At 73.7% G+C, this 13,387-nt stretch carries 12 protein-coding genes; 4 read left to right on the top strand and 8 right to left on the bottom strand.

Annotated features, from left to right (window positions below; genetic code table 11):
* Positions 1–61: 61 nt before the first annotated feature.
* Together BIV23_RS18690 and BIV23_RS18685 are read right to left on the bottom strand one after the other, a co-directional pair.
* Positions 62–1,363, bottom strand: coding sequence for a VWA domain-containing protein (locus BIV23_RS18690; protein ID WP_245790573.1), 1,302 nt, complete (start codon positions 1,361–1,363; stop codon positions 62–64).
* 53 nt (positions 1,364–1,416) lie between these two features.
* Positions 1,417–2,274: an AAA family ATPase gene (locus tag BIV23_RS18685; RefSeq protein WP_071382014.1), complete on the bottom strand. Its 858-nt coding sequence runs from the start codon at positions 2,272–2,274 to the stop codon at positions 1,417–1,419.
* Positions 2,275–2,396: 122 nt separating this feature from the next.
* Here BIV23_RS18685 and BIV23_RS18680 point away from each other — a divergent pair, with 122 nt between their 5' ends.
* The 4 genes from BIV23_RS18680 to BIV23_RS18665 all read left to right on the top strand — a co-directional run bounded on the left by BIV23_RS18680 (position 2,397) and on the right by BIV23_RS18665 (position 5,621).
* The gene (locus BIV23_RS18680) at positions 2,397–2,972 is read left to right on the top strand and encodes a TetR/AcrR family transcriptional regulator (protein ID WP_071382013.1); all 576 of its coding nucleotides are present in this window, start codon (positions 2,397–2,399) and stop codon (positions 2,970–2,972) included.
* A 276-nt stretch (positions 2,973–3,248) separates the two neighbouring features.
* On the top strand, positions 3,249–3,992 hold the full coding sequence (locus tag BIV23_RS18675; RefSeq protein WP_071382012.1) for an ABC transporter permease: 744 nt from the start codon (positions 3,249–3,251) through the stop codon (positions 3,990–3,992).
* Between the two features lie 22 nt (positions 3,993–4,014).
* A complete protein-coding gene (locus BIV23_RS18670) occupies positions 4,015–4,686 on the top strand; it encodes an ABC transporter permease (protein ID WP_071382011.1) in 672 nt (223 codons plus the stop codon).
* A complete protein-coding gene (locus tag BIV23_RS18665) occupies positions 4,683–5,621 on the top strand; it encodes an ABC transporter substrate-binding protein (protein WP_071382070.1) in 939 nt (312 codons plus the stop codon). Before BIV23_RS18670 ends, BIV23_RS18665 begins: the two co-directional genes overlap by 4 nt.
* Positions 5,622–5,641: 20 nt before the next feature.
* On the opposite strand, the gene BIV23_RS18660 is transcribed toward BIV23_RS18665, so the two are convergent.
* The 6 genes from BIV23_RS18660 to BIV23_RS18635 all read right to left on the bottom strand — a co-directional run bounded on the left by BIV23_RS18660 (position 5,642) and on the right by BIV23_RS18635 (position 13,331).
* On the bottom strand, positions 5,642–6,796 hold the full coding sequence (locus tag BIV23_RS18660) for an ABC transporter ATP-binding protein (protein WP_071382010.1): 1,155 nt from the start codon (positions 6,794–6,796) through the stop codon (positions 5,642–5,644).
* A 61-nt stretch (positions 6,797–6,857) separates the two neighbouring features.
* Positions 6,858–7,499 carry a LutC/YkgG family protein gene (locus BIV23_RS18655; protein WP_071382009.1) on the bottom strand — a complete coding sequence of 214 codons (642 nt, stop codon included), beginning with the start codon at positions 7,497–7,499 and terminating at the stop codon, positions 6,858–6,860.
* On the bottom strand, positions 7,496–8,974 hold the full coding sequence (locus BIV23_RS18650; protein WP_071382008.1) for a LutB/LldF family L-lactate oxidation iron-sulfur protein: 1,479 nt from the start codon (positions 8,972–8,974) through the stop codon (positions 7,496–7,498). The genes BIV23_RS18655 and BIV23_RS18650 overlap by 4 nt, the downstream gene beginning before the upstream one ends.
* The gene (locus BIV23_RS18645) at positions 8,971–9,726 is read right to left on the bottom strand and encodes a (Fe-S)-binding protein (protein WP_071382007.1); all 756 of its coding nucleotides are present in this window, start codon (positions 9,724–9,726) and stop codon (positions 8,971–8,973) included. Before BIV23_RS18645 ends, BIV23_RS18650 begins: the two co-directional genes overlap by 4 nt.
* 120 nt (positions 9,727–9,846) lie before the next feature.
* Positions 9,847–11,295 carry a rhamnulokinase gene (locus BIV23_RS18640; protein WP_177239944.1) on the bottom strand — a complete coding sequence of 483 codons (1,449 nt, stop codon included), beginning with the start codon at positions 11,293–11,295 and terminating at the stop codon, positions 9,847–9,849.
* Entirely contained in the window at positions 11,292–13,331 is a 2,040-nt protein-coding gene (locus tag BIV23_RS18635; RefSeq protein WP_071382005.1) for a bifunctional rhamnulose-1-phosphate aldolase/short-chain dehydrogenase, read from the bottom strand. The genes BIV23_RS18640 and BIV23_RS18635 overlap by 4 nt, the downstream gene beginning before the upstream one ends.
* Positions 13,332–13,387: the final 56 nt, after the last annotated feature.

Raw genomic sequence — 13,387 nt, 5'->3', positions numbered from 1 at the left:
GTCCTTCGGCGCCGGTCGGGCGCGGTTCAGGTGCGGATCGCGGTCGTCGCGGACCAGTCGATCACACCGGCAGCAGCCGGGCGATCAGCGCGCTGAGCTGACGGGCCGTACGGCACTCGTGCATCTCGACCAGCTCCGCGTAGGCGGGCGCGGCCGAGTCACCGGTGCCCCAGCGGTCTTGGGGCTCCGGGTTCAGCCAGTACACGCGCCGGGCGCGCCGGGCGACCTCGCGCACGGCGGCCAGGTTCGGATCGCTCATGTTGGTGCGGGCGTCGCCGAGGACGAACACCGTCGTGCGCGGGCCGACCGCGGCGCCGTACCGCTCGGCGAACTCGCCCAGCGCCACGCCGTAGTCGCTGCTGCCGTGCCAGCCGGTCAGCGTGGCCTCGGCGCGGATGCGGGCGCCGAGCCCGTCCGGGTCGGCCCGGCCGTGGTCGAGCAGTCCGGTCACCTCGTCCAGCCGGTTGACGAAGGCGAACACCCGGATCTTGCTGAACTGGTCGTGCAGCGCCTGCACCAGCAGCATCGTGAAGTCCGAGAATCCCGACACCGAACCGGACACGTCGCACAGCAGGACCAGTTCGGGGCGGACCGGGCGGCGCCGGCGCAGCACCGGCCGCATCGGCACCCCGCCCGTGGACAGCGAGGAGCGCAGCGTGCGGCGCAGGTCGACCGTGCCGCGCGCGGCCCGGCGCCGGCGCGCGGCCAGCCGGGTGGCCAGTTTGCGCGCGAGCGGCTGAACCGCCCTGCGCAGCTCGGCCAGTTGGTCCCGGCCGGCGAACAGGAAGTCCACCCGGTCCGCGGTCGGTACGACACCGCGCCGGGCGATCTCGTCCCGCCCGCGCCGCTCGGCCACCCGGCGCCGCGCCTCCGCGCCGACCATCCGCCGGAACTGCTCGATCCGGCCGCGGATCTCGTCGTCCAGCAGCCGGTCCGCGAAGCCGCCGCCGCTGCCGTCGCCGTTCCCGCCCCGGAGGTCCGAACGTACGCGGGCCAACAGGGTCTGCGGGCGCAGCCGGTCGAGGGTCTGGTACGCCGAGAAGCCGTCGGAGCCCGGTGAACTGCCGTATCCGCCCATGCCGTCGACGGCCTCGGCCGCCAGCCGGGCCATCATCACCTGGTCACCCGCGGCCAGCGCCTCGGCCAGGCGGTCGCGCAGCTCGTCCCGGTCGGATCCGGCGTCGGCCGGGCCGCCCACCGCGCGCGGGAAGTACAGGTCGAAGACGGGGTCGAACACCGCCCGCTGGCCGGGCCCGTGCAGCAGCGTCGCGGCCAGCCCCTCCCGCAGCAACTCCCGGTCGGCGAAGCCGAGTTCCCGCGCGGCGCGGGCCGCGTCCACGCTCTCGCCGGTGCCGATCCGCATCCCGTGCGCGCGCAGCGCCCCGACCAGGCCGGTGATCCGCTCGGCGACCTCGGTCACAGGGCGTCCAGGTCGAGCTTCGCCGCCGCCTTCTGGATGTCGTCCTGGTGCTTGAGGATCACCCCGAGACTGTCCCGGACGACCGTCTCGTCCAGCGCGCCGGCGCCCAGGGCCAGCAGGGTGCGCGCCCAGTCGACGGTCTCGGCGACGGACGGTGCCTTGCGCAGGTCCATCGCGCGCAGCGCGCCGACCACCCGGACCACCGACGCGGCCAGCGCCTCGGTCAGGCCCGGCACCTTCAGCCGGACGATCCGCCGCTCCAGCTCCTCCTCGGGGAAGCCGATGTGCAGGAACAGACAGCGCCGGCGCAGCGCCTCGGACAGCTCCCGGCCGGCGTTGGAGGTGAGGACGACGAACGGGCGGCGGGTCGCGCTGACCGTGCCCAGCTCCGGGACCGTGATCTGGAAGTCGCTGAGCACCTCCAGCAGCAGCCCCTCCATCTCGACGTCGGCCTTGTCGGTCTCGTCGATCAGCAGCACCGTCGGCTCGTCCCCGCGGATGGCGGTGAGCAGCGGGCGCGGGAGCAGGAACTCCTCGCTGAAGATGTCGGTGCGGGTCTCGTCCCAGCTCTCGTCGCGGCCCGCGCTGATGCGCAGCAGCTGCTTGGCGTGGTTCCACTCGTACAGCGCCCGGGACTCGTCCACGCCCTCGTAGCACTGGAGCCGCACCAGCCGGGCCCCGGCCACCTGGGCCACGGCCTTGGCCAGTTCGGTCTTGCCCACCCCGGCCGGGCCCTCGACCAGCAGCGGCTTGCCCAGCCGGTCGGCGAGGAACACGGTCGTCGCGACGGCGGGCGAGGCGAGGTAGCCGGTCTCGGCGAGGCGGGCGCAGACGTCGTCGACGGACGTGAACAACGGGGCCTCCGGCGGGTCGGGAATGAGGTCCGGGCTCCTATCTAAGCGCTTGTTCAGCATCCCTGTCACGCAAATACACCGATCGGTTTCCCCGTCGTCCTTCCCCCGGGTAACCTCGCCGTATGGCCACCACCACCGACAAGGCGTCCTCCCGCGACCGGCTGCTCGACGCGGCCGCCCGGCTCTCCTACCGCGACGGCGTCGGCATCGGCATCGAGGCCCTGTGCCGGGAGGCGGGCGTCTCCAAGCGGTCGATGTACCAGCTCTTCGACAGCAAGGACGCGATGCTGGCCGCGAGCCTGGAGCGGCGGATCCCGCGCTACGAGGCCCGCCTCGCACACCCCGACCCGGACCACGCGACCCCGCGCGAGCGCATCCGCCACGTCTTCGAGCAGGTCACCGGCGCCGCCGCGGACCCCGACTACCGCGGCTGCCCCTACCTGGCCGTCCTGGTCGAGCTGAAGGACCCCGAGCACCCGGCGAGCGTGGTCGCCCGCGCCGTCAAGCAGCGGCTGACGGACAGCTTCCGTGCCGAGGCCGAGCGCGGCGGCGCCCGCGACCCCGAACTGCTCGCCCGCCAGCTCGTCCTGGTCTTCGACGGCGCGAGCGCGCGGGCCGGCGCGCGGGTGGAACACCTGGAGGACGGACTGGCCGTGACGACGGCGACCGCGCTGATGGACGCGGCGGGGATGGACTGAGCCGGCCGCCGGCCGCCTGCCGAGCGCTCCGCTGGAGGTGCCGCGATGCGCCGTCGGTCATCCGCGGGTCCGTCGTGGCCGGTCGCGCCCACGCGGCGGAGCCACATATCGACGGAGCCCCGTGCCCCTTCGGGGCGCCGCCGAACCGCACCGGGCGTCGCCGGACCCGCTGAGCCGGTCCCGGCCGCCCGGCGCGCCGCACGCCGGCACAGCCCCGCGCCCCGTACGGGCCAGCACAACGCGCCCCCGCGCTCGCCCACCCGGTCCAATGGGACGGTGACCATCCCGCCGCACGACTGCCTCGCACGCAACGCCTGGATCTGCGGCGCCTATCTGCGCACCCGCCGGCAGATCCTGCTCGACGCGACCGTCCAGCACCTCCAGCTGACCGCCCTGTCGGTCCTCGTCGGCCTCGTCATCGCCGTGCCGCTCGCGGTGCTGGCCCGCCGCTGGCGCTGGGCGGCAGGACCGGTCCTCGCCCTGACGACGATCCTCTACACCATCCCGTCGCTCGCCATGTTCTCCCTGCTCCTGCCGGTGTACGGCCTGTCCGCCACCCTCGTCGTCGCCGGACTCGTGCTGTACTCCCTCACCCTCCTCGTCCGGAACATCCTCGCGGGCCTGCGCGCGGTCCCCGAGGAGACCCGGCAGGCCGCGCGAGGTCTCGGCTACGGCCCGGTCCGCCTCCTGCTCACCGTCGAGCTGCCGCTCGCCCTGCCCGCCGCGATGGCCGGGCTGCGCATCGCCACCGTGTCGGCGGTCTCCCTGGTCACGGTCGGCGCGATCGTCGGCTTCGGCGGCCTCGGGAACCTGATCTACGCGGGCATGAACACCTACTTCAAGGCCCAGGTCCTCACCGCGTCCGTGCTGTGCGTGCTGATCGCCGTCGCCGCCGACCTGCTCCTGCTGGGCGTGCAGCGGCTCGTGACACCCTGGACGAGGGCCGGCCGGGCCCGCGCGCCCGCCGCACGCGGGCGTCCGCGCGCCCGGCTCCTCGGGACGAGAGCGGGCCGCGCATGAACGACCGGACGGCGGCCCGGCCATGAGCACGCTCACCGCGGCCTGGCACTGGCTCACCGACCCCGCGCACTGGTCGGGCGACGACGGCATCCGGCACCGGCTGCTCCAGCACCTCGTCCTCACCGTCGTCTGCCTCGCCGTCAGCTGCGCGCTCGCGCTCCCGGTCGCCCTGGTCCTCGGCCACCTCGGCAGGGGCGGCGCGCTCGCCGTGAACGTCTCCAACGCCGGGCGTGCCGTGCCCACCTTCGCCGTCCTGGTGCTGCTTCTCCTCACCCCGGTCGGCCGGTGGGGCGAGGGACCCACCGTGGTGGCACTGGTGCTGTTCGCCGTCCCGCCGCTGCTCACCAACGCCTACGTCGGCATGCGCGAGGTCGACCGCGGTGTCGTCCGCGCGGCCCGCGGCATGGGGATGACCGGAGCGCAGATGCTGCTGCGCGTGGAGCTGCCCCTCGCCCTCCCGCTGGTCATGACCGGGGTGCGGATCGCCGCCGTCCAGCTGGTCGCCACCGCCACCATCGCCGCGCTCGCGGGCGGCGGCGGCCTCGGCCGGATCATCACCGCCGGGTTCAACCTGGCCAGCACCCCCCAGGTGGTCGGCGGCGCGATCCTGGTCGCCGCGTTCGCGCTCGTCGTCGAGGGCGTCTTCGAGGCCGCCGAACGCCTGGCCCCGGTGTGGGCCCGGGGCGGCCGATGAGAAGAGCCCTGCCCGGCGTCCTGCTGCTCCTCGCCCTGACCGGCTGCGCCACCGGCCCCTCCCTGGAGAACCGCGGCGCGGTCACGGCACCGCCCGGCGACAGCGACCACCTCACGATCGGCTCCGCCGGTTTCACCGAGAGCGACCTGCTCGCCCAGCTGTACGCCCAGCTCCTGAACCGGGCCGGCCACCGGACGTCGATGATCACGGTCGCCAACCGGGAGCTGTACGAACCGGCCCTGGAGTCCGGCCAGATCGACGTCGTGCCCGAGTACGCGGCCACCCTCGCCGACTGGCTGAACGCCAAGACCCACGGCGCCGACGCCGGCCCCGTCGGCTCACCCGACCTCGACGCGACGATGCGGGCCCTGCGCGGGCTCGCCGCCCCGCGCGGGCTCACCGTCCTGCCGCCCGGCCGCGCCGTCGACCAGAACGCCTTCGCCGTACGCGCCGACTACGCCCGCGAACACCGTCTCAAGAACCTCAGCGACCTGGGCGCCTCGGGGCTGAAGGTGCGCCTCGCGGCGGGCGACGAGTGCGTCCAACGGCCGTACTGCGAACCGGGGTTGAAGAAGGTCTACGGCATCGACGTCACGGGCGTCGACCCCAAGGGCGTCGGTACCACCCAGGCCAAGCGGGCCGTGCAGGCGGGCCGGGACCAGATGGTGCTGACCACCACCACGGACGCCACGCTGGACCAGTTCGGCCTGGTGCTCCTCGCCGACGACAAGCACCTCCAGAACGCCGACTACATCGTCCCGGTCGTCAACCGCTCCCGCGCGGGCGGCGAGGGCGTGACCGAGGCGCTCGGCAGGCTCAACGACGTCCTGACGACGGCCGACCTGGCGTCCATGAACCAGCAGGTCGACAGCTGGCGCCGGCTGCCCGCCGACGTCGCCCGCACCTATCTCACGGACAAGGGCCTGCTGAAGTAGGCCGGTCGGCCCTGCCCGGTTCAGGCGTCCGAGACCGAGTCGAACGGCACCTGCCCCCGCGCCACGCCCCGCGCGTCCGCGTCCACCGAGCGGCGCAGCGCCTCGTGCAGCTTCGCCGGGGTGAGCACGCCGAGGAAGCGCGCGCCGTCCAGCACCGCGACCCACCCGGCGTCGTACTGGAGCATCACCCCGAACGCCTGCTTCAACGGCGCGCCCACCGGCACCCACGCGGTCATCCGGTGCGTGCGCTCGCCGACCGTGCCGCCCGCCGCCAGCGCGTCGAGGCCGACCCAGCCGTGCAGATCGCCGTCCGGGTCGAGGACGACCGCCCAGCGCGCCCCCTCGGCCCGCAGCCGCTCCGCGGCCCGCTCGGCGGGCTCGTCCAGCCGGGCCACCGGCGGCTGCTCCAGGTCGTCCGGCTCGATCTCGGTGACCGACAGCCGTTTCAGCCCGCGGTCGGCGCCCACGAAGGAGGCGACGTACGGCGTGGCGGGCGCCCCCAGCACCGCCCCCGGCGTGTCGAACTGCTCGATCCGCCCCTGTCCGTACACCGCGATCCGGTCACCGAGCCGGACCGCCTCCTCGATGTCGTGTGTGACCAGCAGCACCGTCTTGCGCACCGCCGCCTGCATGCGCAGGAACTCGTCCTGCAACTGCTCGCGCACCACCGGGTCGACCGCGCCGAACGGCTCGTCCATCAGCAGCACCGGCGGATCGGCGGCGAGCGCCCGAGCCACCCCGACCCGCTGCCGCTGCCCGCCGGACAGCTGCTCCGGGTAGCGCGGGCCGTACGTCGCCGGGTCGAGCCCGACCAGGTCGAGCAGCTCCGCGGCCCGCGCCCGGGCCTTCGCCCGCTTCCAGCCGAGCAGCGCGGGCACCGTCGCGGTGTTGTCCAGGACGGTGCGGTGCGGGAAGAGCCCCACCTGCTGGATGACGTACCCGATGCGGCGGCGCAGCCGCACCGGGTCGACGCGGGCGACGTCCTCGCCCTCGACGAGGATCCGGCCACAGGTCGGCTCGATGAGCCGGTTCACCATCATCATGGTCGTCGTCTTGCCGCAGCCGGACGGCCCGACGAGGGTGACCAGCTCACCCTCGTCGACCTCGAAGGAGAGGTCGTCCACGGCCGTCGTACCGTCCGGATACCGCTTGGTGACCTGCTCGAACCGGATCATTCCCCCACGCTAACGGCGCCGTGCGCGCCCTGCCCGCCGGCGTGGCGCAACGGGGCACCGGTCAGCCGAGCAGGATCACCTCCAGCGTGCGCGGGCCGTGCACGCCCTCGACCCGGTCCAGCTCGATGTCGCTCGTCGCCGAGGGACCCGAGATCCACGTCAACGGCCGTGCCGCATCGAGGCGTTCGAGGGCCTCGGGCACGGAGGAGACGACCTGGTCCGGGACCCGGACGACACAGATGTGGTGGTCCGGGATCAGCGAGATGCGGCGGCGGCCCTGGTCGGGGGAGCCGTCCAGGACGATCGTGCCCGTCTCGGCGATCGCCACCGCACACCCCGTCACCACACTGCCGACCCGGTCCAGCCGCTGCGGAGTGCTGGCTGCCCGGTCGTGGATCCACACCGGATCGGCGGCGGCCAGCCAGTCCGGCGGCAGTCCCGGCGGCACGAGCATCTCCTGCGAGCCGCGCCTGGCCAGCAGCCGCATGACGAGCATCCGCACGTCCTCGGCGGCGGCGCGGTGCACGATCGCCCGGTAGTCCGCCAGGTTCTCGGCCAGCAGCTCAATCGTCTCCTCGGTGCTGCGCCGCCCGTGCGTGCGCAGATAGTCCCGGCCCACGACCTCCTCGTACGGCCGCTCGTCCGGGACCACGTCGGCGAGCGCCCGCCGCACCCGCCCCAGCACCCTTTCCCTGCTGCTCACTTGGTCTCGTCCTCTCCACCGCGGGTGCGCTGCCACCAGTCCCGGAACGGTTCCGCCGGCACCGGTGGCAGATCCCGGGTGCCGGTCCACGCCCGGCCAGGGCCGGGCAGCGTGCGGGGGTGCAGGCGACGGGTGCGGGAGGCGAGCCGCTGTCCGGCGCGCAGGGCGGCGGGGCGGGCCAGCGCCCAGCGGGCCGCGCGCATGGCCGCCCGCTCGGCCGCGTGTCCCCTGGCGGGCTTCAGCAGCACCCGGTTGCCCTCCCGCACGGCCGGACCGCCCTCGACCACCCGCTCGCGCAGGTGCACCAGCACTTCCGGGATGTCGATGGCGACGGGACAGACCTCGTAGCAGGCCCCGCACAGGCTCGACGCGTACGGCAGGGAGGCGTCGATCTCGCTTGCCGTGCCCCGCAGTTGGGGGCTGAGGATGGCGCCGATCGGGCCCGGGTAGACCGAGCCGTAGGCGTGTCCGCCCGCGCGCTCGTAGACCGGGCAGACGTTGAGACAGGCCGAGCAGCGGATGCAGCGCAGGGCCTGGCGGCCGACCCGGTCGGCGAGGGTGTCGGTGCGGCCGTTGTCGAGCAGGACCAGGTGGAAGGCGCTCGGACCGTCGCCGTCGGTGGTGCCGGTCCACGTCGAGGTGTACGGGTTCATGCGCTCGGCGGTGGCGGAGCGGGGCAGCGTCTGGAGGAAGACCTCCAGGTCGCGCCAGGTCGGCACCACCTTCTCGATGCCCACGACGGAGATCAGCGTCTCGGGGAGGGTGAGGCACATGCGGCCGTTGCCCTCGGACTCGACCACGACCAGGGTGCCGGTCTCGGCGACCATGAAGTTGGCGCCGGAGATGCCCACCCTGGCGCGCAGGAACTTCTCGCGCAGGTGCAGCCGGGCCGCCTCGGCGAGCTCGGCGGGCGCGTCGGTCAGGCCCTCGGGGGCCGGGCGGCCCCACGCGCCCATCTCCTTGGCGAAGATGTCCCGGATCTCGCCCCGGTTGCGGTGGATGGCCGGGACGAGGATGTGCGAGGGCCGGTCCCTGCCCAACTGCACGATCAGCTCGGCGAGATCGGTTTCGTAGGCGTGGACGCCCTCTTCGAGAAGGGCTTCGTTGAGCCCGATCTCCTGCGTGGCCATCGACTTGACCTTGACGACCTCCGACTCGCCCGTCTCCTTGACGAGTCGGGTGACGATCCGGTTGGCCTCGTCGGCGTCCGCCGCCCAGTGGACCGTGCCACCCGCGGCGGTGACCGACTCCTCCAACTGCTCCAGGTACCGGTCGAGATGGCGCAGCGTGTGGTCCTTGATGCGCCGGCCCGCCTCCCGGAGTTCGGCCCAGTCGGACACCTCGGCCACCGCCCTGGCCCGCTTGGCGCGGATGGTGTGGGTGGCGTGCCGCAGATTGCCGCGCAGGGTCGCATTGCCGACGGCGGTCCGGGCCGCCTCCGGAAACGCGGGCATGCCGACGAACGTCCCGCTCATACGGCCGGTTCCTCCTCCGTGCTCGCCAGGATCTCCGCGATGTGCACCGGCCGCAGGTCCGTGTGCAGCCGGCTCATCGTGCCGCCGAGGTGCATCAGGCACGAGTTGTCGGCCGCGCACAGCACCGACGCGCCCGTGGACTCGGCGGCGCGCACCTTGTCCGCGCCCATCGCCGCCGACACCGCGGCGTTCTTCACCGCGAACGTGCCACCGAACCCGCAGCACTCCTCGGCCCCCGGCAGCTCCACCAGTTCGAGCCCCTTGACCGCCTGCAGCAGCCTGTGCGGCCGGTCGCCCAGTCCGAGGCCGCGCAGCCCGTGACAGGTCGGGTGGTACGTGACCTTGTGCGGGTAGTACGCGCCCACGTGAGTGACCTCCAGGACGTCGACCAGGAACTCGGTCAGCTCGTACGTCTTCGGCACCACCGGTGCCAGCGCCCGGGCCAGCGAGTCCCCGCGCCCCTCGGCGCGCGCCCGCTCGCCCAGCCGGGGATACAGCTCCCGCACCATCGCCGCGCAGGACCCGGACGGCGTGACGATCGCCTCGTACCCGCCGAAGACATCGGAGAAGTGCCGGGCCAGCGGCTCCGTCTCATGGCGGTAGCCGGTGTTGTAGTGGGCCTGTCCGCAACACGTCTGGTCCATCGGGAAGTCGACGTCGACGCCCAGTCTGGTCAGCAGTTTCACCACGGCCCGGCCGGTGTCGGGATAGAGCGTGTCGTTGACACAGGTCAGGAACAGGGCGACACGCATCGCGGCTCCTCGGGGTCGGTCATCGGACGAGTGCAGGGTAGTGGGCGGGTACCGCCGGGGCGAGAGGGCGACGCACCGTGCGCCGCGTCGGCCGTGCGGCACGATCACCGCGCAGCGCCCTCATCGCCGGGCGAGCCGTGCCTCGGCGGCGCGCCAGCGGGCCGCGTCGCCGCGCGGCGTGTACCGGGTCAGCGGCTGGGTGCGGGTGAGCAGCCCGCGCATCGCGGCGAGGTCACCGACCAGTCCGTGGGCGCGGGCCTGCACGAGCACGTTGCCGAGCGCGGCCGCCTCCGCGGCGCCCGCCACCACGGGCAGTCCGCAGGCATCGGCCGTGAGTTGGCAGAGCAGCGCGTTGCGGGTGCCGCCGCCGACGACGTACACCACGTCCACCGGGCGGTCGGCGAGACGTTGCGCGTCCGCGACGGCCCGCCGGTGGGCGAGCGCCAGCGAGTCGAGGACGCACCGGGTGATCTCGCCCCGTGTCGCGGGCACCGGCTGCCCCGACGTCCGGCAGGCGGCGGCGATCCGCTGCGGCATCCGGCCCGGCGCCAGGAACACCTCGTCCCCGGCGTCCACCACCGAACGCAGCGCGGGCGCGGCACCTGCCTCACGCAGGAGCAGCCCCAAGTCCGGTTCGCCCCACGCACGTTGGCACTCCTGGAGCAGCCACAGCCCCATGATGTTGCGCAGGTAGCGGACGGTGCCGTCCAGCCCGAGTTCGTTGCTGAAGTTCGCGGCCCGGCTCTCCTCGGTGAGCACGGGGGCGGCCAGCTCCAGCCCGGCCAGGGACCACGTGCCGGTGCAGATGTACGCGAAGCGCTCCCCGATCGCAGGGACGGCGGCCACGGCCGACGCGGTGTCGTGCGAGCCGACCGCCGTCACCGGCACGGGTCCGCCGAGCCCGGTCTCCTCCAGCACCTCGGGCCGCAGCGTCCCGGCCGGATCCCCCGGCTGCCGCAGCGGCGCGAACAGAGCGAGGTCGACGCCGAGCCGCTCGGCGATCCCGTACGCCCAGGTCCGCGTCCGGGGATCGATGAGCTGGGTGGTGGAGGCGTTGGTCAGCTCGGTGCCCTGCTCACCGGTGAGCCAGTGGCTGAGCAGGTCGGGGATGAGCAACAGCCGTTCCGCATGGGCGAGTTGGTGCGACGCGCGGGCCGCGGTGAGCTGGTAGAGGGTGTTGAAGGGCGCGTACTGGATGCCGGTCGCGGCGTACAGCTCCCCGGCGGGCACCGTCGCCCACACCTTCTCGGCGACGCCCTCGGTGCGGGCGTCGCGGTAGTGCACCGGGTTGCCCAGCAGGGCGCCGTCGGCGTCGAGCAGGCCGTAGTCGACGGCCCAGCTGTCGATGCCGACGGACGCCACCTGCCCGGCCGCCCGCAGTCCGTCCAGGACACCGGCGTACAGCGCGAGCGCGTCCCAGCGCAGCCCCTCCGGGACGCGCACCGGCCGGTTGGGGAACCGGTGCGCCTCACCCAGCTCCAGCGAGTCGGCCCCCACGCGGCCGACCATCACCCGTCCGCTGGACGCGCCCAGGTCGACCGCGGCGTACGAGCGCACGGCCGTGCTCATCGCAGGAACGCGGCCGCCACACCCGCGTCGACCGGGATGTGCAGCCCGGTGGTGTGCGTCAGGTCGCCGCCCGTGAGCGCGAGGACGGCGCTCGCGACATGCTCGGGCAGCACTTCCCGCTTGAGGATGGTCCGCCCCGCGTAGAACTCGCCCAGCTTCTCCTCCGGCACCCCGTACACGGCGGCCCGCTGCGCGCCCCAGCCGCCGGCGAAGATCCCGGAGCCGCGCACCACCCCGTCCGGGTTGACCCCGTTGACCCGGATCCCGTGCTCACCCAACTCGGCGGCGAGCAGCCGCACTTGATGGGCCTGGTCCGCTTTGGTCGCCGAGTAGGCGATGTTGTTCGGCCCGGCGAAGACGGCGTTCTTGGACGCGATGTAGACGACGTCACCCCCCAGTCCCTGCGCGATCATCACCCTGGCCGCCTCCCGCGACACGAGGAAGGAACCCCGGGCCATGATGTCGTGCTGCAGGTCCCAGTCCCGTACCGAAGTCTCCAGCAGTGGCTTGGAGATGGAGATCCCGGCGTTGTTCACGACGAGGTCGACCCCGCCGAAGGCGAGCACGGCAGTCCGGAACGCGGCGGCGATCTGCTCCTCGTCGGTGACGTCCACGGTGACGGCGACGGCCTTGTCCGGCCCGCCCAGCTCTTCCGCGACGGCGGCGGCGTTGTCGGTGTCGAGGTCGGCGACGACGACACACGCCCCCTCGGCGACGAGACGCCGCGCGATGGCCTTCCCGATCCCGCTGCCGCCGCCCGTGACGAGCGCGACCCGGGTGGCCAGCGGCTTCGGCCTCGGCATCCGCCGGAGCTTGGCCTCCTCCAGGGCCCAGTACTCGATACGGAACTTCTCGGACTCCTCGATCGGCGCGTACGCCGACACGGCCTCCGCGCCGCGCATCACGTTGACGGCGTTGACGTAGAACTCGCCCGCCACGCGCGCGGTCTGCTTGTCCCTGCCGAAGGAGAACATGCCCACGCCCGGGATCAGCACGATCGCCGGGTCGGCACCGCGCAGGGCGGGGGAGTCGGGCAGCGCGTGCCGCGCGTAGTAGGCGGCGTACTCCTCCCGGTAGGCGGCGTGCAGCTCCTTCAGCCGCGCCACGGCCTCCTGAAGGGGCGCGGCCGGCGGCAGGTCGAGCACCAGCGGCCGTACCTTGGTGCGCAGGAAGTGGTCCGGGCACGACGTCCCCAGCGCGGCCAGCCGGGGGTGCTCGGCCCGTGCCAGGAAGTCCAGCACCACGTCGGCGTCGTCGAAGTGCCCGACCTGCGGCCTGTCCTGGGAGGCCAGGGCCCGTACGTACGGCGCGAGCGCCGCCGCCCGCGCCCGCCGCTCGGCCTCGGGCAGGGCGCCGTACCCCTCGACGAGCGGCCCGAAGGGCTCCGCCCTGCCCCGCTCGGCGAGGAACTGCTCGGCGGTGCGGATGATGTGCAGCGAGTTGCGCTCGCACTCCTCGGAGGTGTCGCCCCAGGCGGTGATGCCGTGCCCGCCGAGGATGCACCCGACGGCCCGCGGGTGGGCGGCCTTGACCGCGGCGATGTCGAGGCCCAGCTGGAAGCCGGGCCGCCGCCACGGCACCCACACCACGCTGTCTGCGAAACACTCGGCGGTCAGTTTCTCCCCGTCGGCCGCACAGGCGAGCGCGATCCCCGAGTCCGGATGCAGGTGATCGACGTGCGGTGCGTCCACCAGAGCGTGCATGGCGGTGTCGATGGACGGCGCCGCCCCGCCCTTGCCGTGCAGGCAGTAGTCGAACGCGGCGACCATCTCGTCCTCCCGCTCGACCCCGGGATAGACGTCGACGAGCGCGCGCAGCCGATCGAGCCGCAACACCGCGAGCCCGTCCTCGGTCAAGGTCCCCAGATCCCCTCCGGAGCCCTTGACCCACATCAGCTCGACGTCACCACCGGTGACGGGATCGGTGGCGGTGCCTTTCGCGGAGGCGTTGCCGCCGGCGTAGTTGGTGTTACGGGGGTCGGAGCCGAGCCGACGGGAGCGGGAGAGGAGGGCGGCGGCTTCGGGGTGGGACGTCATGAGGAACGGTTCCTTTCCAGCAGGGGGTGGGTACACCAGGGGCGCGGAGCCGCATC

This window comes from Streptomyces monashensis (assembly GCF_001866665.1).
Lineage (GTDB): Bacteria > Actinomycetota > Actinomycetes > Streptomycetales > Streptomycetaceae > Streptomyces > Streptomyces monashensis.
The sequence above is the reverse complement of the archived record's forward strand: the minus strand, read 5'-3'. Positions and strand labels throughout refer to the sequence as shown.